Origin of the sequence: Pseudooceanicola nitratireducens (assembly GCF_900109195.1) — a bacterium.
Lineage (GTDB): Bacteria > Pseudomonadota > Alphaproteobacteria > Rhodobacterales > Rhodobacteraceae > Pseudooceanicola > Pseudooceanicola nitratireducens.
On record NZ_FNZG01000009.1, the window covers coordinates 20,888 to 45,406 of the forward strand.

Below are 24,519 nucleotides of genomic sequence, written 5' to 3' on the forward strand. Positions count from 1 at the left end.
TGCGACAGCCTTTTTCCGGTCCGCAGGGGCTGATCCTGGCAGGGCTCCATGGCCAACCGCCGGAATTCAGGGCATCTTCCGCAACACGGGGCCATGCGCCAGACCAAACAGGGTGACGGGCCGGGGGCAGCTATGCTATGCCGCAGCAACCCGGTCACATAAGGACCGGGGCAGATTTGAGCATGAACAATTCGGGCCGAGACACTTGCCCTCCAGCATGACGACCTTCACCGATCAGGATTTTCTGGTTGTCGCGGCCAAGAGCTCTCCGGAATTCGTGCGCCGCGTCTTCGATCTTTATGCCAAGGGTCAGCCCTTCGCGATCCAGCGGGCCGATACCGCCGATGATCCGCGGTTTGCCACGGCGACGCGGGTTGCGCTTGGCGCATCGGGCCCCGGCTGGGTCACCGAAAGCTTTACCCCCATCCGCAGCGATGCCCCCGCACAGGTGGTGTTTTCCTCGGGCACCGAAGGCCTGCCCAAGGCCATCGTGCTGAGCCACCGCAACCTTGCGGATGTGGTGGACCGGCTGAACGACGTCATGCAGGTGACCGACGAGATCCGCGAATATATCGGCGTGCCGGTGACCTATTCCTTTGGCCTGGGCCGGGCCCGCGCCGTGGCCACCGCCGGGGGGCAGGCCTATATCCCCGCCAACTTCGATCCCGGTGAAATCCGCCGCATGCTTGACGCCGGAGAGATCAACGCCATTTCCGCCGTGCCCAGCCTGTGGCGCGTGATCCTTGCGAACCCTCAGGCCCTGGCCCCCGTGGCCGACCGGGTGCGCTGGATCGAGATCGGCAGTCAGTTCATGTCGGCCGAGGAAAAGCAGGCGATGCGCAATCTGTTCCCGAAGGCGCGGATCGTCCAGCACTATGGTCTGACCGAGGCCTCGCGCTCGACCTTCCTGGATATTTCGGCGGCCCCTGCGGATGCTCTTGGCTCGGTCGGGCCAGTGGACGGTGCCGTGGGCGTGCGGATCAGTGACGATGGCGCGATCTGCGTGAAGGGCGATCACGTGGCGCTTGGCATTCTGGCCCCCGATGGCGGGCTCGATCCGCTGATCACCCCCGAGGGCTGGCTGATCACCAAGGACAAGGGCGAGATCCGCGACGGCCATCTTTATTTCCTCGGGCGGCTCGACGACCAGATCAATATCTCGGGCATCAAGATCGCCGCTGAGGCGGTCGAACGTGAGATCGCCGGGATGGTCAGCGGCGTGGACGATCGCTTTGCCGTCACCGGCGTCGAAGACCCGATGCGCGGTGAGGTGCTGCTGGTCGCCGTGGAAGAGGCGATCGCCGCCAAGGCCCCGCTGATCGAGGCCGCCGCCCGCGTGGTGCTGGACGGCAAATCGGTGTCCGGCGGTGGCGTCGTGCATATGACGCAGGTTGAAACCCTGCCCCGCACCGGCACCAACAAGCTGCGCCGCGCCGCCCTGCGCGAGGCCTGGGTGCCGGCGGGTCCCCTGGCTGGCGCGTCGGGCGATGGCGAAGTGACCCTGACCCCCGAGCAGGAGGCGATCGCCGCCATCTGGCGCCGGGTCATGGGCGTGGGTCAGGTGCATCCCGATCAGTGTTTCTATGATCTCGGCGGGGATTCCCTCAGCTCGATCCACGTCAGCCTGAGCATGGAGGGCGCGGGCCTGAGCCGCGAGGCGGTGCGCGCCACCCTGGAAGGCCAGCCGCTGGCCCAGGTGGCCGTGCTGTCGGACCCTGCCGGTGCCGCTGCAGGAGAGACCCTGCACCGCGCCCCCCTGCCCGACCAGACGGTGCGCCAATGGGCGCTGAGCCTGACACGGGCCTTCATGGTGGTGACGCTGCTTCTGTCGCATTGGGGGCCGGGGCTTTTCGCCCGCCTGCCCACGCCATCCTGGTTCGAGGACATGCTGATGGTCTTCTACCGCATGGGCACCCCGGGGTTTGCCATGGTCTATGGCATGGGGGTCGGGCTTTACATGCTGCCGACCTACCGGGTGCGGCCCGATACGGTGCTGAAACGCGCCCGCCTGTCCTTTGCCCTGGTCTTTGGCGGGCTGTGCCTGGTGGTGGCGTTGCGCATGGGGCTTCTGCTGCGCGGCGGCGGCACGCTGACCGGGCTGAGCCTGTCGAACATGTTCTTCAACGTGCTGGCCTTCTATGCGCTGGCGCTTGGCACCATGCCGCTCTGGCTACCGCCCTTTGCGCGGATGCGCGACCCGATCCCGGCGCTTCTGCTGGCAGCGCCGCTGCTCTGGCTGGGCTGGCAGGTGGCCGAGGCCGGGTTCGGCAATGAACAGCTTCAGTCGCCCCTGGAATGGGTGCGCCTGATGTCCATCGCGCAATACAGTGTCTTCAAGATGGGCATGATGGTCCTTCTGGGCATGGCCGCGGGCTATTGGCTGCACAGCCACCCCGAAACCGCCCGCGCGGCCGCCCTCTTGCGTCTGGGCGGCATTCTAGGCGCGCTTTTCTGCGGCTTCATCGTGGCCGAGAGCGTCGGGCTTTCTGATCTGCGCAGCCGGGCCGGCGTGACCTATACCTCGGCCGTGGGGCTGTTGTTCTACGCGGCCTTCGCGCTGCTGCTTCTGGGCGGCTTCATCGGCCTTCTGCGCCATTGGCACGGGCTCTGGTCGGGGCTGCGCGGGCTGCTGAAACTTGGCATCGTCATGGGCGGCCTGGCCCTGCCGATCTATGTCGGCCAGCAGGTGGTGATCCCGCTGAAGACCCTGCTGCTGTCGCTTGGCCTCATCTCGCCTCTGGCGCTACTTCTTCCCCTCGGGGCGTTCCTGATCGGCATCGGATATGCCGGACATCGCCTTTACAGGGTCTATTTCTGAGCAGGATCATCTTTCCATGACCACATCCCCTTCCCGCCGCTACGCCCTGATCACCCCCTGCCGGGACGAGGCCGATTTCATGCGCCGCACGCTCGACAGCGTGGTGGCGCAGAGCGAACAACCGACCCTGTGGCTGATCATCGACGATGGATCCACCGATGAAACCCCGCAGATCCTGGCGGAATATGCCGCGCAGCACGATTGGATCCGGGTGGTGTCGAAACCCGACCGCGGCGGCCGCGCTGTCGGCCCCGGCGTGATCGAGGCCTTCTATTTCGGGCTCGATCAGATCGACATCGACGCCTACGACTACATCTGCAAGTTCGACCTCGATCTGGAAATGCCCAGGGGCTATTTCGCCGGCCTCATGGACCGGATGGAGGCCAATCCGCGCATCGGGTCCTGCTCGGGCAAGCCCTGGTTTACCCTGAATGGCGCGCGGATCTCGGAAAAATGCGGCGACGAGATGTCGGTTGGCATGACCAAGTTCTACCGCGTGCAGTGTTTCAAAGAGATCGGCGGATTTGTCCGAGAGGTCATGTGGGACGCGATCGACTGTCACAAGTCGCGCCAGATGGGCTGGATCGCCTGTTCCTTTGCCGATGCAGAGCTGGAGTTCGAACACCTCCGCCCCATGGGGACCAGCCACAAGTCGGTCTACACGGGCCGCCGCCGCCATGGCTTTGGTCAGTATTTCATGGGCTCGGATTTCTTCTTCTTCACCGCCACCTGCATTTTCCGCATGGCGCATCCGCCCTATCTGACGGGCGGGATTGCCACATGGTGGGGCTATGTGAAGGCGGCCCTGTCCGGCACCCCGCAGCTGGATGATCCCGAGCTGCGCGCCTTCATCCGCGCCTACCAGCGCCGCGCCCTGGTGGTCGGCAAATCCCGCGCCACCGCCGAGGTGGTCGCCCGCCAGACCCCGGTCTGGGAGGCGCGCTTGGCCCCTAAAGCCGTGCTGGTCTGAAGTCCGGCCTGAGTTCTGGTCCTAATTCTGGCCAGAAACTTGGCCCGGACGGTGGCCTAACGGATCACCGCACCCTCACGGGCGTCAATATCTTCGATGAAACGGGCGATGCGCCGGGCCTCTTTCACCGTGTCGAAATTGGCCTCGACCTTGGCGCGGCCGGCGGTGCCCATGGCGGCGAGGCGGTCAGCGCTTTCCATCAGTTCGACCATGCGCGCGCCCAGGGTGTCCGCGTCGCCCGGAGGCACGGCAAAGCCGGAAACGCCGTCCTCGACCAGTTCCTCGACGCCGGCGACCTTGGGGCCGATGACGGGCATGCGGGCGGCCATGGCCTCCATCAGCACCACGGGCACCCCTTCCGAGAAGGAGGGCAGCACGAAGATGTCGGCCGCATCCAGCTGGGCCGCGACCTCTTCGGTCGAGAGATAGCCGGTGAACGTGACCGAATTCCCCAGGGATAGAGCCTTTGCGCGGGTCTCCAGCTGGGCCCGCAGTTCGCCGTCGCCGACAATGGTCAGATGGCCGTCGGGATGGGCCGCGCGGGTGCGGGCGAAGGCATCCAGCAGGACCGAGACACCCTTGATCGGGGCCAGCCGCCCGACGAAGATCAGGTGCTTGCCGGGGGCAGAACGGTCGGCATGGCCGTAGCGCTCGGGCTCGATCCCGCAGTGCACGATCTTCATCTTCGACCAATGGGCGGGATCGGCAAAGATCATCCCCTGGCCGCGGCAATAATGCGAAATGCAGGCGACGAAAGAGGCCCGCGCGATCTTTTCGTCAATGCGCCATTTGCGCGGCTCGAAGAAGATCGACGGCCCGTGCAGGGTGAAGCTGAAGGGCACGCCCGACATCTCGGACGCCAGCATGGCGACGGTGCAGCTGGAATTGGCGAAATGGTTGTGCAGGTGGCGGATGCCGCGATCCTTCAGCCGCTGCGCCAACACGCCCGCCTCGAGAAAGTAGAACACCTGCCAGAGCGCTTCTTTCAGCCCCGGCGGACAGGTACGCCGCGCCAGGCCCATGGCACGAAACCAGCGCCCGGCATCCGCCTTGAGCAGCGCCAGATGCGACTTGATCAGGGTCATGGGGCGCTTTGCCGCCTGCTGAACCGAAAAGGTGTTGCGCTGTTCCTCGGCCTGGATCGGGCCTACGACGTCTTTTTCGGCGGTGCGCCGGATGGTCATCGTCTCGACGGTGAGGCCCAGCTTGCGCAGGGCAAAGATCTCACGCTCGATGAAGGTATGGGAGACCTTGGGGTATTCGCCGGTCAGATAGGCGATTGGGGCAGCAGAGGCCTCTGGTGCGCTGTGATGGCCCTGTTCCGTGTCGCTCATGCAATTCCCGGATCGTCTAAAGTCAGTCAAAATCTCTTTGTCGCAATGGTCTTACCCTGTTTGCCGATCCGCTGTATACCCAAAGCCGCATTGCAGCGACGCGCCGGGGAAGAGGCAGGATATTTGACGGGTATTTCGGCAACAGAGCAGGGGCGGCAGATCATCCATTTCGGATCCGGAAACGGACCCGGCCCCATTCCGGAGGATGCGGTGCGGATCACCGTGCCGACGCGGAAGGAATTGCTTGAGGATCTGGGCGGGCGGATGGAACGCAAGGAAGGGTTCACGCTGGCGACGCTGAACCTGGATCACGCGGTGAAGCTGAAAAGCGATCCCGCTTTCCGCGGGGCCTATCTGGCGCAGAGCCACGTGGTGGCCGATGGCAATCCGATCGTCTGGCTGTGCCGGCTTGCGGGCTATCGGGTTGAATTGATCCCCGGATCCGAGCTGGTTCAGCCGCTCTGCGCCCTGGCCGCGCAGACGGGCCGGGGGGTGGCGCTTTTCGGCTCGACCCAGGACAGCCTGGACCTGGCGGCGACCCGGCTCGAGGCGCAGCATCCGGGGCTGAAGGTGGTGTCGAAGATCTCTCCGCCCATGGGGTTCGATCCCGACAGCGATGACGCGGCCCGCCTGCTGGGCGAGCTGCGCGAGAGCGGGGCGGGTCTGTGTTTCCTGGCGCTTGGTGCGCCGAAGCAGGAACGTCTTGCCGCCCGCGCGGCCGAGCTGGTGCCGGGTTGCGGCTTTGCCTCGGTCGGGGCGGGGGTGGATTTCATCGCCGGTCACCAGACGCGGGCCCCGGCCTGGGTGCGGCGCATCGCGATGGAATGGTTCTGGCGCATGATGGGCAATCCCCGGCGCATGGCGGCCCGCTATGGGGCCTGTTTCGCCATCCTGCCGGAACTGGGCGCAACGGCGGTACGGGACCGGGGCTAGATCCGCGGTGCTTTGTTAGGGCTGTTGCATGCAAAAACCCCCGGAGATTCTCCGGGGGTTTTGTTTTCGCTTTCGGCTCTAACTCAGGCGAAAAGGCCCATGTCGACGATGCTGTCGGCCGCGACGGTGAAGAGATCCACGTCGAAGGAGAGGCCGCCGGAATAGCCCAGGCGCGACCCGAGGGTGTCGAGATCGTACCGCTCACCGCTTTCGAAGAGCAGGGTTTCGACATCGCTCAGGCGGTCATAACCATCCGCGCCGGTCACCACGAACTGATTACCGTTGAAGGACAGGTGATAGCCGGAGGCACTACCCGAGAAGAGCGCAGTGTCGTCGCCGGCACCGCCCCGCATAACATCATTGCCGCTGCCGCCGTAGAAGATGTCATCGAACTCACGGCCCAGGAACAGGTCGTTCCGGGTGCTGCCAACGACGGCTTCGACATCGTTCAGCACGTCACCAAAGGCCTCGGCCACCTCGAGGACGCTGTCACCCAGGGCAGCCCCGCCGCGACCGGCGATACCTTCCTGCAAGGTCCAGTAATTGGCCCCATGGGTCACACCATCGAAGTCGGCCGTCGCGCCCTTGTCGGTCGAGACATAGGCCTTGGTGTCGGAGGTCATGTAGAGCTCCTTGCCGAGCGCCGTGAAGCGGTTGATCCCCTGGATCGTCAGCCCGCTGTCGCTCTGGCTCAGCTGGGCAAAGAGATCGGCGTAGGACGGACCCTGTGCCTCCTGCATCAGCAGATCGCCGATGGCCACGATATTGCCGTCGTCAAAGGCGACCTGTTCGACATTCACCACCGTGTCGGTGTTCTCGAGACCAGTGATCGTATAGGTCGTGCCGTCGGTCTCGACGATGCGGTAATCTTCGATCGTGCCGCTGAGGCGCAGCAGGTCGATGCCTTCGCCGCCGTCGATATAATCGTTGCCGGCCCCGCCAAGCAGGACGTCTGCGCCGTCGCCACCGAAGATCTTGTCATTGCCGTTGCCTCCGATCAGCAGATCGTCGCCACCATTGCCGGCAATGTAGTCGTCACCATCGGCACCGGCAAAATGATCATTCGCGTCACGACCCTGGTAGTTGTCGCCATAGGCGCTGCCGACCATGGCCGACGTCGCGCCGGTCACGACCGAGCCGAACTGCATCGCCACGTCGAGCGCGCTGGTACCAAGGCTTGCACCGGCCTTGCCGGTCAGGGCTTCCTGCACCGAGTAATAGGAGGCCGCAACGGAGATCCCGTCAAAGTCGACCATCTTGTCCTGTTCATAGACGACATAGTCATGACCACCCGCGCTCAGCCCCAGTTCCTTGCCCAGGGCCGAGAAGCTGTTGATCGCATGGATCGCCAGACCACCGGTGCTCGTCAGCGAAACGGTTCCGGTCTCGGAGACCTCGGTCGCATTGGCCACCACTTCAGACTTTTCGAAGACCACGGGGCCTTTGGCCTCTTCCTCGACCGGGGTCGGGGTCGGTTCTTCGATGACAACCGGGGCTTCCGGCTCTTCCACCGGGGTTTCCGGGACATTCGGGGTTTCACCCATGCCAGTTTCCGACTGCATCGTGGTCAGGTCCAGAACCTCGCCGCTGCTGAAGCGGATGGCTTCCACCTCGACCAGCGTGTCCGTGCCCTCGGGGCCTTCGACCGTGACGACGTTGCCATCCTTGGTGACCGTATAATCCGCCAGCGCACCGCGCATCACCACGACGTCATAGCCGTCGCCACCATGGGCCCCATCATCGCCGAGCCCAAGGACAAAGACATCGTCCCCGCCCTTGCCGACCAGGTAATCCTCCTGAGCCGAACCCATGTGGATTTCGCCCTCGTCGGTCCCGATCAGGGTCACACCGTTCTGGTAGTGCATGCCGCCGACGGCATCCCACCAGGGGTCGGTGGTTTGGCTAAGGTACTCTAGAACTTCAGAGCGAGGTGTACTGTCATCAAGCGACGTGTAGAGTCCCCAGGACCCAGTCTTGCTCGTGCTTTGCACGTCACCAAATTGCATGAAAGGATTTTCGCTGATTTCAGCCCAACCATCCCAGAGAGCCTGATAGAGGTTAGCCATTTCTTCACTGCGGACGAAATCGATCATGAAGTCCGTCAACACAGAGATATCAGTATCCGTCAGTCCGCGGACTGCAAAGCTGTGGTGCACATGCTGCCCGCCTTCGTAGGCAACCATCTTCAGCCCGTAGCTTTCAATGATGTCGTTTGCGTCTTTAAGTAGCTCTAGCTTTGCCGGGATTGAGCCTCCAAAGCTCGGATCCATCAGCTTTTCCGCCAGCCACTTCGTCGCGTTTACGTTTGGATCCAAAATCTGGGAAATCAGATCCGCACGAACCCTCTCGCCAGTAACAACTTGGCTACCAAAATACGTCGTCACCGCCACTTCTTCGAAAACTGTTGTGGGATCGACAAAGGAATCCGGATCATTGGCTTTCCAGACTGAAGCAGAAAGAAGTTTCTCTGCCGAGTTTGGGCCAGATTGCGAACCAATAACATTCACCAACCGAGCATCAGCTTCGTCCCCGAAGACTTCTTCCCAGATCAGAGCCGTCTCGACCGCTTTCTTAACTTGGTAATTGAGTGTCTTGTTGTAGATGTTCCCGTCTTCACCCCATTCCGCTTTGGTTTGTTCCATCAACCACTGCGTCTGGTCGAAAGCGTAGTTCCAAGTCTCATTTGAATATTCGACACGCACTTGAAGCTCTGGATCAAGATTGTCCCGCACATATATGGCGAATTCGCGAATAAACGCTTCATCGGCCATATGAGGGATATTGAACCAAGGGTCGGCCCCTGTTTCATTGGCTAGCTTAACCATGTCTTCAACGCTGGCGCCGTTATAATCTTCCCATGATACGGTTTTTGAGTTATTCGTCTTCATCCAGTCCATGAAGCGGATCTGACGCGCGTCTTCGATCAGCGCCAACCATTCGGGGTTGAAAGTCGCGCCGAGTTCAAGAAGTTCCACGTACTCCTCTCGCACAACTGAAATATTCTTAACGAAATCGCCAGACCCTGCAGGATCTGTCGCAGTCACCCAGACCTGCAGATTGCTTTCGCTGTCCAAAGTGAAGGTGATCTTGCCATTTTCTTCTGACAGGATAGTTCCTCCGGAGATCTTAATCGTTCCGGTACCCTCGTAATTCAGAACATAGGTTCCCGCGCGACCTTCAACGGCAGTCCAGTGCATACCCAGCTTTCCACCCTCCGGGATGGCTAGGATTTCGCCCGTTTCGGTGATGTACTCTTCCTCAATTAACTCGGCTTCACGGATAGCAGCCCATTCGTTGTTGATTACGGCAAGCCAGGGCGTGCTTTTTGTCAGATCGAGATACTGCATCCCGGGCGACCAGTAGTTTTCTGGTGCCAGCCCGTAGGCGAGCGTCGGGTTGTCGTTGCCATAGGCCACGTCTGCGGAAAGAGGATCGATGCCTGCTGCCAAGGTCTCTGCCGTCGTCGTCATCAAGAGCGCTCCTGCGAGGGCCCCCATGAACGCTGTCTTCAGCAGCTGCCAAGGTCGGCCCGAGTGATCGTTTGTCTTGATGCTCATTTTTCTTCCGATTGGTGCGCTGGCTTGATCATTGTGTGACCTTAATGTGTTCGGCCACATCAATGCCACTCAAGTTTCGCACGTATTTATTGGGTAAAACCAATATGTTCACGAAGGGCGAACGCATCGTTCGCTGCCCGGAAACACCGGATGACCAAACGTAAGCGCGAAACTTACCTTTCCCTGTTTTGCGGCAGTTTCCGCCAGTTTGACCCCCGCCACAAACAAGAAGACCCCTCTGGGCAGCATCCTGCGCAAAGGGGTCCAAGGGTTGATTCGGGGGATTCTTACTTCAACCTGAGCGTGTCTGTCTGGTTCATCCGCAGGCGCAGGCGGCCATGCGGGCCCTGCAGCCGGGCCAGGCGGGTCAGCTTCTCGGCCAGGAAGGTGCCGGCCCCGTAGGTCCGCGCGCCGTGCAACCAAAGGTGCAGCTTTTCCGAGATCCCCATGCCGCTCCGCTCGACCAGGGACGGGCGGCGCGCCCGGCCCGTCACCGCATAGCCGCGCGCGGTGACCAGGGTGCCGGCCCGCCCCTCGAGCAGGGCGATCTGGTCCGGGTCGCAGCGGGTCTTCCACTGGGCGATCAGGCTGGCATCCGGCGCGTCATAGGTGCTGGTCTCGGCATAGCGCAGCATCGCCCCGTCCCAGGGCAGCCCGAGAAAGCCACAGACGCGGCGCAGATCCTCTTTCGGGGTCTGGACAAGCTGTTCATAGCGCAGGGTCAGCACCTGCTGCGGCACCAGCCAGGGGGCGACGCAGTCCCAGTCGCTCTCGACCTCGATCCAGTGTCCGACGGCATGATAAAGATGATGCGCCCAGCCCATGGCCACCGAGGACCGCGCCACATCGCGCGGATCGCGCAGCACATGGATCAGCCGGGCGTCGGGGTAGATCCAGTTCACCAGCCGCAGGTTGCGGTGGATGTTCAGGGTCAGCACCTGGCCCCGTCTCAGCCGCACGCGCATCTGGCGGATCATGTCCTCCAGCAGGTCCAGCCCGTCCAGATTAGGATCAAGGGTCAGGTCCTGCGCCAAGAAGATCCGGTTCTGCAGCAGCGCCGGGCGGTCATAGCGCCAGCCGCTTGGATGCATGTTGCTGGGCAGGAGGTGATCGAAAAGAAAATCCACCTCTCCCGGATTGGCGATTTTCGGATGCTGATCCAGCATCAGCCGGAACATCGTCGTGCCCGAGCGCAGCGCGCCGTAGATGAAGACCGGGTCCAGCTTTGCGGCCAGCATCTCGGGGGTCCTTGCCGGCGGCTCTTCCCGAGCGGGGGGCTGGGGACCCGTTTGAGGGAGCGCCTCGGGTAACGTCTCGGCAAGGGCCTCGGGCAGGGTGTCGGACCAGATCAGGTCATCGATCGGATCGGTCAGGGGGCTGTGTTCCTTCGCCTGCGGCCGGGGCGAGAGTAGGACGGACATGGCAGTGCTCCATTCGCTATGCGCGATACAGGCTGTTCCCGCCTGCAGGGCACTCCCACCGGGGTGGATAAGACGCGTTTATCGTTAAAAATCTGTGAAGACGTCGGGAACCGTGAGGGTTGCCTTGACCGGTCGGTTCTGCGCCCCTACCACGATAACCGAAAAGGATGCATCAACAACAGGGTGCAACTGGTCGATTTCATGGATGCATTTCTTTCTCGGTTCGTTTTCAGGCGCGGTTTGTCCACGGCTGTTCAGTCCTATCTGGCCCGCCCTTTCTCACGCCGCACGTCCGAGCAACATAGGTTGCTGATCTACTACAATCCGGCTGAAATCAGCTTTGTTCAGGTCTATCCTTTTATCGCTTGGCGCAGGGCTTTGGCACAGGCCTATGGCACCCAAATCAGGGCCGTGCCCGTGGACCGTTTCCTGAATCAGGAATGCGCCATACATAGACAGGCAGATACCATTCTGGTTGGGCCGTGGTTCACGACATCCCCAGATCTTCTGTCAGAGCGTCTCGCTCATATGCGAGAAGTGAACCCGAAAGCAGTCATCGGCTTTCTGGACAGTTATGCAGCCAATGATCTCCGCCTGGCAAAGGCTGTTGACCCCTACATCGACTGGTACTTGAAGAAGTCCTTCTTCAAGGAACGCGAGCAGCATCTCGTAGCCTTTCGTGGAGATACCAATCTGACCCAATACTATGGGGATCTTTATGGCATCTCTGCCGAGCCGGTGGACTGGCAGGTTCCATCAAGCATTCTCGCCAAGTTGAGGCTTAGTCCGAACTTCCTGACTGCACCACAATTCTTGGGCCATTTCCCGAAAGGACAGGTGCCTGAGCAAGCAGGTCGAGCGCTGGATATGCAGACCCGTCTCGGGAAGAAGGGCACACCTTGGTACAGCGCCATGCGCGAAGACGCCCTGCAACGCACCAATGCCCTGCCTGGCGTAACCCGCTCTTCTGCCGAAAGAGTGAACTACAAGGTGTACATGGACGAAATGCGCCGCTCTCGTCTCTGTTTTAGCCCATTTGGCTATGGAGAGCTGTGCTGGCGGGACATCGAAGCGTTCCAGACGGGAGCCGTGCTGATCAAGCCCGACATGGATCATCTGGACACTCTGCCAGATCTCTATGTTCCCGAGGAAACCTATCTTCCCGTGAAATGGGATTTTTCGGACTTGGAAGACGTTGTCCAGCGTGCCTTGGCTGATGATGACCTGCGGCAGAGGCTCGCGATAAACGCCTACGAGCGATGCGCAGATTATCTTTCAGGCACTTCGTTTATCTCTGACATGAGTTTTCTTTTCGAACCGCGGCCGCACCAAATATGAAGTCTCTTCCTCGTTTTCTGATGCATCGCGCACGCGAACTCGCGCTTTATGCACGCTCTTTCAAATCCGGAAAGGGAAGGCTGCTTTTTGTCCCCTCAACCGGAAAGCAGTTTGCTGGCCTTCTCCGCAGCTACGAGATCGCTGACGAATTGCGCAAGAGGGGGTGGAATTGTCTCGTGCTCCCCAAGCAACTGGAACCGGCTCAGCGCCGTCGTGTAGCCCGGATCTATCGCCCTGATCTGGTGATCCTGCTGAAGTCGCGCGACGATCAGAACTATCCCCATTTTTTTGCGGGAACGCCCTATATCTACGATCTAGATGATGCGGATTTTGTTGATCCCAATCTTGTGAGCCGCATTCGGGAAGATGTTACCGGAGCCCGCGCGGTCATGGCCGGTAGCCGCTACGTGGCGAACTGGTGCCGAGAGCACAATCCGAATACGCACGTGGTCTGGACCGGCTCTCGTCCCATGGAGGCGAACTGGCCCGCTCACAAGGACCGCCGCCAGATTTTGACCTGGGCTCAATCCAATCCGATCAACTACCCCAGAGAGTTCGACTTTGTCGTTTCGGTAATGGAGACTATCGCGAAAGAGAGACAGGGGCTTACCCTCAGACTCTATGGAGGGGACGCCAGCCAGGACGGTGGAAGAAGCCGCTACCTCGAACGCCGGGGAGTATCAGTTCAGTGGATGCCTTTCATGGACTACGACGCCTTTGTCCGCTCCTTGGGGGATACGGTAATCGGGTTCTCGCCCATTTCGATCGAGTCTGAGTTCAGTCGAGGCAAATCCTTCGGCAAAATTCTTGCCTATCTGACAGCCCGCGTTCCGGTCATCACTTCTGACGAAGTCGATCACTCAGCCTTTTTCACCAGAGAAAGTGGGGTCGTATCAAACGACCCGGAAGTCTGGGTTTCCGAAGCACTCTCTCTTTTGGCATCTGATGCAAAACGCACCGAGATGGCAAAGAAAGCTCATGACCTCTTCATGAGCAAGCTTTCACTCGATGTAACGACCGACAAGATAGAGAGATTGGTTCAAGACACCCTGCCCCTCGAACATTCCTGAGCGCAGAGATCACTGCCCCGGCACGAACCGGGGCATCTGGTCGACGGTCAGAAGGAACATCTCCTTCAGGCGTTTTTCGGCCTGGGCCTCGGTCTCGTGCTGGCCGATCGGGGTGATCAGGCGCATCAGCGCGCCGTCGGTGCGGCCGATGGTGAAGCCGTCGATCAGCAGATACATCTTGGCGGCGAAGTCCCAGGCCACGTGGCGGCCGTGCTGTTCGAACCAGTAATAGGCGATCATCCGGGCCTCGCCCTTCTGGATCACCGCGCGGTTCAGCATGAAGGGTTCGTCAAAGCCCACTTCCGGCGCGATATCAACACGTTCCAGCCAAGCGATCTCCCAGCCGGCACCGGGCAGGCAGATCTCGGGCGAATGGGTGCCGCCCTGGGTCTGGTCATTGTACCAGGCCATGAACAGCTCGACCGGGGCCTCGACTTCACGTTTGAAGAAATGCACCGAATGGTAGTCGTCCGCCCCCAGCGTCTTTTCGACGTTCGGAGCCAGCGCCCGCGGTGCGGTCGACTGCCACTCGCCCAGCTGACGGGGGAAGAGCGCGAAGGGCTCGCGCGGGGGCACGCGGGTCTCGGCCTCGGGGGCCATCTGCCAGGCCGCCGCCCCGGCGATCAGCAGAACCGCCCCGGCGATCAGCGCCAGCGAGGGCTGCACGAAACGCACGCGCGCCAGCTGGGTGCCCAGGCCCGAGGTCTCGAGGTCCAGCGCCTCGGTCAGGCTGGGCTTGTTCGGATGCAGGAACAGCATCAGCCAGGCGAGGAAGAACAGGATCAGCACACAGGCCATGAAGATGACCCAGCCTTCGAAGAAATGCGAAAAGCCCTCGACGTGGTCGATGCCCCAGTTCTCGACGATGATGCCGGCGATGGCGATCCGGACCGAGTTCATGAAGACCGTGATCGGCGCGGCCGAGATCAGCAGAACCGCCTTGTGCCACATCGGCCCCTGGTAGAGCACCGCGAAGATGTAGCTGAAGCTGAGGATCGGGAAGAGGTAACGCAGGCCGGAACAGGCCTCGGCCACGTGCAGCTTGAAGACGCCCAGGTCGATGATGTTGCCTTCCAGGAAGACGGTCACGCCCAGCACATGCAGGAACCAGACACCCAGTTCGGACGACACCATCTGCAGGAAGGTCGAGAGCTTGAAGTACAGCACCCCGGGCAGCGGAAGCATGTAGACCAGGTGCAGAACCGGCGGCCAGAAATGCTTGCCCTGCTGCCAGCCGAAGGAGATCAGCAGGATCGCCCCCACCCAGAGGATCAGCGCATAGGCCACCACGTCGTCGATGCCCGAGAAATTCCCCAGCATGCCAAAGCCCATGGCCACGATCAGCAGTACCACGCCCGGCCAGCGGTCACGCTGCGGGCCCAGGTGCACCGGTTCGGTCTTCAGCTGACGCAGGAACAGCAGCAGAGACAGCAGCGGGATCAGCGGCCCGTGGCTGTATTCCGGCAGCTGCCAGGCCACCAGCAGCGCATCGATGCCGTTCCAGAAAAACGCCAGCGCGCCCAGGGTTGCGACAATCAGCCAGAAAAGGCCGGCATTCAGGAACTGCCCGATGGCAGGACGCTGCGACAACGGATCCGAGGACATGTTGGGGGAAAGCGACATCTTCAGCTGTGACCTTTTGATAAATCGGAACGACCGCAACCCGAGGGTCCTCCGGGATCCGGAAGGCTTAGGGACGACGGCATAATTTTGCCAAAAGTATAAAGACAACGCCCCCTCAGAACAGCCCCCCTGCGCCCATTCGGGCAAAAGTTATCGTGATAGCGGGTCCTTTCCGCCGCAGGGCGGCATGCCGCGCCTTTTTCGGGCCCGGGTTCAGAAACAATGCCCGGCGGGCTGCGGGGATTGGTCCGGGAATCACCCATCAAGGGCCGCGAACTCTCCCCCCCTGGGTCACAATTCGGCCTTTATCAACCTGTCTATTCGATACTGCCGAGGGGCAGACCATCGCCCCGAGTGCAGCCAAGACGACACCTGAGACGACAGGCGCAAAGGACAGGCCATGCCGCTGATCATTCTGATTGTAGGAACCATTCCGGGGTATTTCGCCGCCTGGTTCGCCCTGTCGCAGGGCAGCTCCTGGCTGATGGCACTGCTGGTTCTGTCCGGTGTCGGCACGCTCTGCACGCTGATCCTGGCCATGTTGATCGCCTCCGCCCCCCGCGGACCGCGCGCGCCCCGCGCCATGCCTGTGGCCGTGCCCGCCCGCTGATCGCCGGACAGGCCCCTGCCTGCAAAGGCGCAACGGCCCGGGGCTCTGAGGCCCCCCTCTTCCGGGACGCCGCCTTTTCCAAAGCCTCCTCCCGGAAACGCCCTGATTTGAGCCGGAATTGCCCTGGCTCCTCCCTCACATCATTTACCTTGTTGACGCCACCGGGTTACACAGGTGCCATAGGGCCCGTGAGCCGTCTCACTTTGCTGAATTTGGACGATGACTTTGCAGATCACCCCCGTTCTTCTCGTTGGCGGATCCGGCACGCGGCTCTGGCCGCTGTCCCGCAAAAGCTACCCCAAGCAATTCGCGCCGCTGATCGGGCAGGAAACCCTGTTCCAGGCCTCGGCCAAGCGGCTCTCGGGGGCGGCGCAGGGTCTGGACTTCACCGCCCCGCTGACCATGACCAATTCGGATTTCCGGTTCATCGTGACCGAACAGCTGGCCGAGGCGGGGATCGACCCCGGGGCCATCCTGATCGAACCCGAAGGCCGCAACACCGCGCCCGCCGTTCTGGCCGCGGCGCTGTACCTGGCCGCCAGGGACCCCGAGGCGGTGATGCTGGTGGCACCCTCGGATCACGTGATCCCCGACAGTGACGCCTTCCGCGCCGCCGTCCGGCAGGGGCTGAGCGCCGTCGAACAGGGCCAGCTGGTCACCTTTGGCATCACGCCCGACCGCCCCGAGACCGGCTATGGATACCTTAACCTGACCGCCGCGCCCGATGGCAGCGGTGCCGCGATCCCGCTGGAGCGTTTTGTCGAAAAACCCGACCTCGCCACCGCCGAAGAGATGCTGAAAGCCGGCACCTACCTGTGGAACGCCGGCATCTTCCTGTTCCGTGCGCGCGACATCCTGGCCGCCTTTGAAACCCATGCCCCCGGTCTGATCGGCCCCGTCGGCCGCGCCGTGGCCGAAGCCGAGACCGACCTGGGCTTCCTGCGCCTGGCCCCTGCCCCCTGGAGCGAGGCCGAGGATATCTCGATCGACTACGCGGTGATGGAGCGGGCCCGGAACCTTTCCGTCGTGCCCTTTGCCGGTGCCTGGTCCGATCTGGGTGGCTGGGACGCCGTCTGGCGCGAGATGGGGCCGGATGCAGAGGGCGTGGTGACATCCGGCGCGGCCTCGGCGATCGATTGTTCGAATTCGCTGCTGCGCTCGGACAGCGAAAGGCTCCAAGTTGTGGGAATCGGGCTGGAAAACACCCTGGTCGTGGCGATGAACGATGCGGTCCTGGTGGCCGACATGACCCGCGCCCAGGATGTCAAAAAGGCCGTCGAGGTGCTGAAGGAAAAGGGTGCCTCCCAGGCGACGCATTTCCCCAAGGATCACCGCCCCTGGGGCTGGTTCGAAAGCCTTGTCGTGGGCGGCCGCTTCCAGGTGAAACGCATCATGGTGCATCCCGGCGCCTCGCTGTCGCTGCAATCGCATTTCCACCGCTCCGAACATTGGATCGTGGTCGAGGGCACGGCCCGGGTCACCGTGGATGACGAGGTCAAGCTCGTCACCGAAAACGAGAGCGTCTACATCCCCCTCGGGGCCGTGCACCGGATGGAGAACCCCGGCAAGGTGCCCATGGTGCTGATCGAGGTGCAGACCGGATCCTACGTCGGCGAGGACGACATCGTCCGCTACGAGGACATGTATGCCCGTGGTCAGGGCGAGAAGGGATAAGCCATGAAAGTTGCCGTTGCCGGGATCGGCTATGTGGGTCTGTCGAACGCGGTCCTGCTGGCCCAGCACAATGATGTCGTGGCCGTTGATATCTCGGCCCCCCGCGTCGCCGCGGTCAATGACCGCCGCAGCCCCATCGTCGATGACGAGCTCTCCGTCTATCTGGCGGAAAAGCCGCTGCACCTGAGCGCCACAACCAACGGGACCGCGGCCTATGCCGGGGCCGATTACGTCATCGTCGCCACGCCAACGAATTACGACCCCGAGACGAATTACTTCGACACATCGTCCGTCGAGACCGTCATCAAGCAGGTCATCGCGGTCAACACCACGGCCACGATCGTCGTGAAATCCACCATCCCTGTCGGCTTCACCGACCGGATTTCCGCCGAATTAGACACTACCCAAGTGATCTTCTCCCCGGAATTCCTGCGCGAAGGCCGGGCGCTTTACGACAACCTGCACCCCTCGCGCATCATCGTCGGCGAAGACAGTGCCCGCGCCCGCACCTTCGCGGATCTGCTGGTGCAGGGCGCGATCAAGAAGGACGCCCCCACCCTCTTTACCGGCGCGGCCGAGGCCGAGGCGATCAAGCTTTTCGCCAATACCTACCTCGCCATGCGGGTCGCCTATTTCAACGAGCTCGACAGCTATGCCATGGCCGCCGGCATGGACAGCCGCCAGATCATCGACGGCGTCGGCCTCGATCCGCGGATCGGGTCGCACTACAACAACCCGTCCTTCGGCTATGGTGGCTATTGCCTGCCCAAGGACACCAAGCAGCTGCTGGCGAATTACTCCGAGGTGCCGCAGAACATGATCCGCGCGATCGTCGATGCGAACACAACCCGCAAGGATTTCATCGCCGCCCAGATCGTCGCGCGTCAGCCGAAGGTCGTGGGGATCTATCGTCTGGTGATGAAGGCGGGATCGGACAATTTCCGCCAGTCGTCCATTCAGGGCATCATGAAGCGCATCAAGGCCAAGGGGATCGAGGTCATCGTCTATGAACCCGCCCTGGAGGCCGAGGATTTCTTCCGCTCCCGCGTGGTGCGGGACCTGGATGCCTTCAAGGCCGAGGCCGACGTGATCGTCGCCAACCGCGCGACGGAGGATCTGTCAGACGTCGCGGGGAAGGTCTTTACCCGGGATTTGTTCGGGGCGGATTGAGCCTATTCCGCTAATTTAGAGACGCTGGAAGGACGCAGTACCCGTGAAATACCGCCCCGAGATTGACGGCCTGCGCACCATTGCGGTGCTGCCGGTCATCCTCTTCCACGCCGAGATCGCGCCCTTCCACGGCGGCTATGTCGGCGTCGATGTCTTCTTCGTCATCTCGGGCTACCTGATCACCTCGCTGCTGCTGGGCGATATCGCGGCGGGCCATTTCTCGATCGTGAATTTCTATGAACGCCGGATCCGGCGGATCCTCCCCGCGCTTTTCACGGTGATGCTGGCCACCCTGCCCTTCGCCTATATCTTCCTGCTGCCCACCGAATTCGAGGCCTATGGCAAAAGCCTGATCGCCGTGCCGACCTTCGTGTCGAACGTGCTGTTCTGGAGCGAGCGGGGCTATTTCGGGGCCGCCGCGGACCTCAAGCCGCTGGTCCACACCTGGAGCCTCGCCGTCGAGGAGCAGTTCTATATCTTCTTCCCGCCGCTCCTGGCCTTTCTCGCCCATCGGGCCCGCTGGCTGAAGGCCGGAGCCTTCGGGGGGGTCTTCCTGCTTTCGCTGATTGCCAGCTGGTATCTGACACGTCTGCATTTCGAGACCGGGTTCTACCTGCCCGTGTCGCGGATCTGGGAGCTTCTGACCGGCGCGGCCTGCGCCGTCTGGCTGCGCCGCCACGCGCCCCTCCCCGGTATTGGCGGGGCGGCCCTGGCGGCATTGGGCCTGGCACTGATCCTGTGGTCGGTCTTTGCCTTCGACAGCCGGACGATCTTTCCGGGCGTCATGGCCGCGGTGCCAGTGGCGGGCACGGCCCTGGTCATCCTGGCCGGTCTGCCCGGTAACCCGGTGGCAGGCGTTCTGGCCTCGCGCCCCTTCGTCTTCATCGGGCTTCTGTCCTATTCGCTCTATCTCTGGCACCAGCCGATCTTTGCCTTCCTGCGCCATGCTGGACACGGGGACGAATGGGCGCTTCTGGCCAGCTTGCCGCTGGTCTTCCTGGTTAGCTGGCTGAGCTACCGATTCATCGAGACCCCGGTCCGCCGCAACCGCGCCCTGACCCGCCGGCAGATCTTTGGCTGGGCCCTTGCGGGCAGCCTGGCCTTCATCGCAATTGGTGCGGCCATCGTCCTGAGCCGGGGGGCCATCAACCGCTATGCGCCGGAGGACGTGGCCCTGATGGAGCAGTTTGAGCAGACGCCAGAGTATAGCGAACTGGCCTTCAACGCGGCCCAGTTCCGCCCCTTCGACACTTCGAACCGGCGCAAGATCGTGGTCGCCGGGGACAGCTATGGACGGGATTTTTTCAATATTCTGATGGAGGCTGGACTGGATGAGGAATTCCAGTTTTCAACCAAACGGATCAATTCCGAGTGTGGGAACATCTTTGGGCAAGACGATCTGAGCGAGCTCATTTCCCCCCTCCGACAGGAGCGGTGCCGGGTCATGATGCGATTGGACCACCCCGATATGCAACCGCTGCTGGAGGAAGCCGACGAAATCTGGCTTGTCAGTCGCTGGAATACTTGGGTCATCGACTTTTTGCCTGAGACGATTTCAAATCTCGAAACCACCTACGGTGCCAAGGTGCGGGTCTTTGGGTTGAAGCATTTTGGCCTGATCGATCTACCGACAGCCCTCGCCATCCCGATTGAAGCGCGTCCGGAGTTCCGGCAAGCCGCGGCCGATTACATCGTGAATATCAATGCCTACATGCGGAACGTGGTCCCGTCGGACAAGGTCACCGAACTCCTGGATCCCTTCTGCGAGGGCGATCACACAAGCTGTCGTGCCTTCTCGGACCAAGGCCTGATCCTGACCGTCGACGGGGGGCACCTGACACAGGAAGGGGCCAGATACCTCGTTCCGATCGTTCGAAGTTTGATCAAAGACAACTAAAAGTCTGCTCAAATACGGCGTGTCCGCGTCGCTGCTAGGGATTTTCGTTCCATCATAGGCTGGCGCGTTTTGCTTGCTCTTTCCGGAACGGCTTTAGCTGCCCGCTGGCGCTCATACCACCCGGTCAAGGCTCCTGCGACAAGCCAAGTCAGTGGCGTCAGACCGGAATTCGGGATCAGGTCAATCAGGTTGGCAGTCAGTATCAACACCAGTCCACCGGTTGCCACACCAATTTCCAGGGTTTTGCGCCTCCAGGCGATTGCGAGTATCGATAGCGTGAGTAGCCCGAATTCTGACAGGTAGCCGAGCCAGCCATACTGGCCGATTGTAATGACCCAACGTCCGTCCGGAATGCTTTCCTTCTCCCCCCGTTCGTCAAAAACAAGCCAACGGCCTTGCCCGCCCCAACCCGCCAGAGGTTTCAGCGCTGCCCGTTCGAGCAGGATGTCTTCATTCTCCAGCCTGAACTGCATCGACTCAGCACGTTGCTCCTCAACCGAAGCTGCAAAGCTCACAATTCGGTCGACCGGGATCCAGCCCGCACCACGCAGCATTGGATAGAGCAAAATAACCAGCGCAAAAACGGCTGATACCAAAACCTGTGTTCTCATGGGCACGAAAAGCGCAATCGGCACGAAGACACATGCGATCATGAAAGAGCCCAGAGATTTGGTCATCCAGAACACAATGAAAAGAGGAATTAGCCCCAACAGAAGCCATGTTTTCCTCTTCGCCTGTTCCGGCAACCGCGCAGAGACCGCCGTGGCGATGATCCCCATGGCAAGGAAGATCGCGACCCTCAGGCCATGCTCCGTAAATAAGATTGGACGATAGCCACCTCTGCGAATGTGCTGCCGCCAGTCGTGAGCAAAAAAACCATAAAGCTTACGGTTCAAAGTTGGAGCCATTCGCACTTCGTACAGAGAAAGGAGCATGTAGACGAGAACAGCAACGACGAAGGCCCAAATAATCGCGCGGTGTGCCTCGACCGTGGATAGATACTTCCGTGCCAGAAAAAACGGCATGAGCATCACCAGCGCCGTCACGACTGCCCGTCCAGCGTCATACAGTTGAAAGCCAGCTTGAGTGCGAACACCACGAAACAGAGGTTCCGCGTTTGTCAAAGTCGTCACAACGGGTCCCGCGATCGCCACGAAAACCAGTAGATTCACAAGCCACCAGCCACGAGACCGCTCGGCCGGTGTTTCGGCACCGTCCGGAGACTGTTGCCCTTCCGAGCCAGCTCTACGCCTCGCAATGGCCGCCAAACGCAATTCCCGACGCTGCGCCACGCCAACAAGGATCAAGGCGCAAAGAGCCGGGACAAAAGTCTTGTCGATATACGGCAAGCCAGGAACCGGCAGATCGATGACAGGCCGAACGGGCAGAAACAGATACCCGGCAAGGATCGTCCAGATGATGCCTTTCGTAGCGCCGAGGCGGTTGAAGAGGATGACGGCCAGGAACGGAAAGGAAAACAGGACGATATAAGACAGAAGGTTGGACATGTTCTTGTTCCGGTAACGTCTTCCTGAAATTCATACTGGCCCGCAGGTGCGCTTTGCCTACCTCATCCCACACCATCGGGAAAGCCTCGGGGCCGAACCAAGACCTTCCTGAGGCAAGCCCCCGTTTCGCACGCGAAACACTGCCGCCCCTACCCCCGCGTCTTCAGCCACCCAACAAACGCCCGCCCGGGCGAGCGCAGCTTGGGGCGGCCCGAAGACGCCCACCAGGCGCGCCATTCGGCTTCCAGGGCGTGGATGTCGTGGCCGGGGACCAGGGCGCGGGCTTCCTCCAGCACGTCCGATGACAACGGTGCCAGCTGGGGGCCGTCGTCGACCACGCGGCGGGGGGTGATGCGGATGATGTCGTCGCCGACCTCTTCAAAAAAGTAATCCGGCAGGGCGTCGCGCTTGATGATCTCGCGCAGCATGGCGCGGAAGACCCGGCGCGGAGAGGCAGAGCCGGACTTCTTGCACAGCACCTCGACCGAGACATGCCAGTCGCGCTGGCGGCCGCAGTGCTTGCGGGCCAGCTCGTAAAGACGCCGCTCCAGCGGTTTGCGCAAGGAGAAATAGTCTCTGTTCAAGGTCAAAACGGATTTCGACAGCACCGCCCGGAACAGCCATTCGGACAGGGTCACGGAGACCGAAACCATCCGCCCGGCCCGCGTGCGGCGCACGATCTGCCAGCTTTCGATCAACCCGAAGCCTGTGGTGGTCTCGACCGGATCTTCCGCCGGGCCGGTGGCGATATTGGTGGTGATGCGGGTGCCGGCCAGACGCTCGAAGGCGTCGCGCAGCCGCTTGTAACCGTCGCCCGAGGTCTCGCGCCCGGTGGCCTTCAGCAGGTCATGGGCGGTCAGCGTCAGGGTGCGCGCGACCGCGCGGCCGGCGTTCAGCGCAGCAGTCAGCTGAGAGATGCAGAAGATCAGGATGTCAGCGTCAAAGATCGTCGCCCGCCCCTTGACCGAGGGCGTGATCGTCACCTGGCATCCGTTGTGATCGTACTCCAGGATCCGCCGGTCCGGCCGGGTAGAGAGCGAGAACAGAGGATGCTCCATCGAGGCGAGGTCATGCTTGGGCACGGCGCCCAGGAAATCGCAGACGAAGAAATCGCGCATCGCGGGCGCGGGGGTGCTCATCGGCCTGAACGGGGGGAAGCCCCCCGGATGCGCGTCGGGATCATGCCTGTTCCTCGGGTCGCCCGCCCCGGTTTTCCGGTGATCAGGCATTTGCTGCTGCTTGGACGCCGGGAATCGCCCGGTTCGTCGTTTCATTGACACCCAGAGTATCAGAGGCCCCCGGACTGTCCACAACTTGTCCACAGGCGGGGCCCGGTTTGAATCGTGGGATCAGAGTCGCTCTGACGTGGGATCAGAGTCGCCTTATCGTGGGATCAGAGTCACCTGTCCTGGCGGGCTTTGGAAAAAACCCATTGGAGTCAGCTGGATGGGCCGGAAAATCCGCGCGCCACTCCCCCCTTAACTAATAAATAACAGGAATCTAACAAGACAGGGGCCCGCAAAACGTGGTATCCAGGCCACGGCCCACCACATTCCCTTGCTTAGAAAGCCCCGGAAATCAGGCTAATGTCCCGATAATTGTTGCATGTACCGCCTTTTGGCGTACCTTAAGGAAAACATGTGACATGAGGGTGAAATGAGCAGTGACAGCCTTCCTCCGTATTTCAACCTCTCGCCCGATCGGGCGCAGGAGGCATTGGGGGCATCCGAAACAACCGCGGGCTTTGCGGCCATAGCCGAGGCCTGCCGGGCCGGGCGCACCGACCTGGCCGAGAGGGGCCTGCAGGAGGACGGGACGCGCCGTCTGCGCCCCTTCTCGACCTGGGAGATCACCAAGTACCTGATCCCCGTCGCGCCCGCGCATTTCCGCCGCGTGCTGCGCCAGAACCCCGACCTGCCCCAAGGCGCGTCAGAAACCGAGGGCGGCGCCAAGTGGTTCTCCTTTGACGAGGTGCTGCAGCTGCGCGCCTTCTTCGGATCGCAGGGCTCGAAGGCCAAGAACTACCTGCCCTACCGCCCCGAAGGCCTGCCGGCAAAAATCGTCGCTGTGGCCAATTTCAAGGGCGGGGTCGGCAAAACCTCGACCGCGGCGCATCTGGCGATGTCGGCGGCGCTGGATGGCTACAGGGTGCTGGTGGTGGACCTCGACAGCCAGGGGTCGATGTCGTCGATCTTCGGCGCCCAGGTCGAGGATGAATGGGACACCGTCTTCCCCCTGCTCGCCCGGCACTACGCCCGCCACCTGCAATCCGACAACCAGCGGCGCCTCGACCGCGGAGAGGCCCCGGTCCCCCTGGACGAGACGCTGGAGGATGCGGTGAAGATGACGGCCAAGGATGTCATCCGGCCGACCCATTGGTCCAACATCGATCTGATCGGCGCCCAGCTGAACCTCTATTGGTCCGAATTCCAGATCCCCGTCTGGCGGATGCAGTCGCGCGGCTGGAAGCTATGGGATGCGCTGTCCGAAACGCTGGAAGAAGACGGGGTGCTGGATCAGTACGATGTGATCTTCGTCGATACCCCCCCTGCCCTCGGCTACCTCACGATCAACGGGCTGGCGGCGGCGGATATCC

The 24,519-nt window shown here is 61.8% G+C and carries 16 protein-coding genes; 10 read left to right on the forward strand and 6 right to left on the reverse strand.

The annotated features are described in order from the left end of the window. Positions 1–217 precede the first annotated feature (217 nt). Positions 218–2,818 carry an AMP-binding protein gene (locus tag BMX99_RS18410; protein ID WP_170848870.1) on the forward strand — a complete coding sequence of 867 codons (2,601 nt, stop codon included), beginning with the start codon at positions 218–220 and terminating at the stop codon, positions 2,816–2,818. A gap of 16 nt (positions 2,819–2,834) precedes the next feature. Further along, on the forward strand, positions 2,835–3,788 hold the full coding sequence (locus BMX99_RS18415; RefSeq protein WP_093455049.1) for a glycosyltransferase family 2 protein: 954 nt from the start codon (positions 2,835–2,837) through the stop codon (positions 3,786–3,788). Between the two features lie 56 nt (positions 3,789–3,844). On the opposite strand, the gene BMX99_RS18420 is transcribed toward BMX99_RS18415, so the two are convergent. Next, on the reverse strand, positions 3,845–5,122 hold the full coding sequence (locus BMX99_RS18420) for a glycosyltransferase (RefSeq protein WP_093455050.1): 1,278 nt from the start codon (positions 5,120–5,122) through the stop codon (positions 3,845–3,847). A 123-nt stretch (positions 5,123–5,245) separates the two neighbouring features. Between BMX99_RS18420 and BMX99_RS18425 the strand changes: the two genes are divergently transcribed. Next, positions 5,246–6,055, forward strand: coding sequence for a WecB/TagA/CpsF family glycosyltransferase (locus tag BMX99_RS18425; protein ID WP_254772009.1), 810 nt, complete (start codon positions 5,246–5,248; stop codon positions 6,053–6,055). Between the two features lie 83 nt (positions 6,056–6,138). On the opposite strand, the gene BMX99_RS19785 is transcribed toward BMX99_RS18425, so the two are convergent. Together BMX99_RS19785 and BMX99_RS18435 are read right to left on the reverse strand one after the other, a co-directional pair. Beyond that, entirely contained in the window at positions 6,139–9,612 is a 3,474-nt protein-coding gene (locus tag BMX99_RS19785) for a calcium-binding protein (protein WP_175480279.1), read from the reverse strand. Positions 9,613–9,899: 287 nt separating this feature from the next. Then, positions 9,900–11,033: a sulfotransferase family protein gene (locus tag BMX99_RS18435; protein WP_093455052.1), complete on the reverse strand. Its 1,134-nt coding sequence runs from the start codon at positions 11,031–11,033 to the stop codon at positions 9,900–9,902. A gap of 18 nt (positions 11,034–11,051) precedes the next feature. On the opposite strand from BMX99_RS18435, the gene BMX99_RS18440 reads away from it, so the two are divergent. Beyond that, complete coding sequence (locus BMX99_RS18440; RefSeq protein ID WP_093455053.1) at positions 11,052–12,371, forward strand: glycosyltransferase; 1,320 nt, start codon at positions 11,052–11,054, stop codon at positions 12,369–12,371. After that, the gene (locus tag BMX99_RS18445) at positions 12,368–13,441 is read left to right on the forward strand and encodes a glycosyltransferase family protein (RefSeq protein WP_093455054.1); all 1,074 of its coding nucleotides are present in this window, start codon (positions 12,368–12,370) and stop codon (positions 13,439–13,441) included. The genes BMX99_RS18440 and BMX99_RS18445 overlap by 4 nt, the downstream gene beginning before the upstream one ends. A 9-nt stretch (positions 13,442–13,450) precedes the next feature. On the opposite strand, the gene xrtD is transcribed toward BMX99_RS18445, so the two are convergent. Further along, complete coding sequence (gene xrtD, locus BMX99_RS18450; RefSeq protein WP_093455055.1) at positions 13,451–15,064, reverse strand: VPLPA-CTERM-specific exosortase XrtD; 1,614 nt, start codon at positions 15,062–15,064, stop codon at positions 13,451–13,453. Positions 15,065–15,464: 400 nt separating this feature from the next. Between xrtD and BMX99_RS18455 the strand changes: the two genes are divergently transcribed. From BMX99_RS18455 to BMX99_RS18470, 4 genes are all read left to right on the forward strand, one after another. Next, on the forward strand, positions 15,465–15,674 hold the full coding sequence (locus BMX99_RS18455; RefSeq protein ID WP_093455056.1) for a hypothetical protein: 210 nt from the start codon (positions 15,465–15,467) through the stop codon (positions 15,672–15,674). A 219-nt stretch (positions 15,675–15,893) separates the two neighbouring features. Further along, the gene (locus BMX99_RS18460; protein ID WP_093455057.1) at positions 15,894–17,348 is read left to right on the forward strand and encodes a mannose-1-phosphate guanylyltransferase/mannose-6-phosphate isomerase; all 1,455 of its coding nucleotides are present in this window, start codon (positions 15,894–15,896) and stop codon (positions 17,346–17,348) included. A 3-nt stretch (positions 17,349–17,351) separates the two neighbouring features. Beyond that, the gene (locus tag BMX99_RS18465) at positions 17,352–18,518 is read left to right on the forward strand and encodes a nucleotide sugar dehydrogenase (protein WP_093455058.1); all 1,167 of its coding nucleotides are present in this window, start codon (positions 17,352–17,354) and stop codon (positions 18,516–18,518) included. Between the two features lie 43 nt (positions 18,519–18,561). Continuing rightward, positions 18,562–20,415, forward strand: a complete 1,854-nt coding sequence (locus BMX99_RS18470) for an acyltransferase family protein (RefSeq protein ID WP_093455059.1) — start codon at positions 18,562–18,564, stop codon at positions 20,413–20,415. An 8-nt stretch (positions 20,416–20,423) separates the two neighbouring features. On the opposite strand, the gene BMX99_RS18475 is transcribed toward BMX99_RS18470, so the two are convergent. Further along, positions 20,424–21,923, reverse strand: coding sequence for a hypothetical protein (locus BMX99_RS18475; RefSeq protein WP_093455060.1), 1,500 nt, complete (start codon positions 21,921–21,923; stop codon positions 20,424–20,426). Positions 21,924–22,072: 149 nt separating this feature from the next. Then, a complete protein-coding gene (locus BMX99_RS18480) occupies positions 22,073–23,062 on the reverse strand; it encodes a replication initiator protein A (RefSeq protein WP_093455061.1) in 990 nt (329 codons plus the stop codon). Positions 23,063–23,579: 517 nt separating this feature from the next. Between BMX99_RS18480 and BMX99_RS18485 the strand changes: the two genes are divergently transcribed. Further along, the coding region (locus BMX99_RS18485; protein WP_093455065.1) for an AAA family ATPase at positions 23,580–24,519 on the forward strand (940 nt) is incomplete at its 3' end.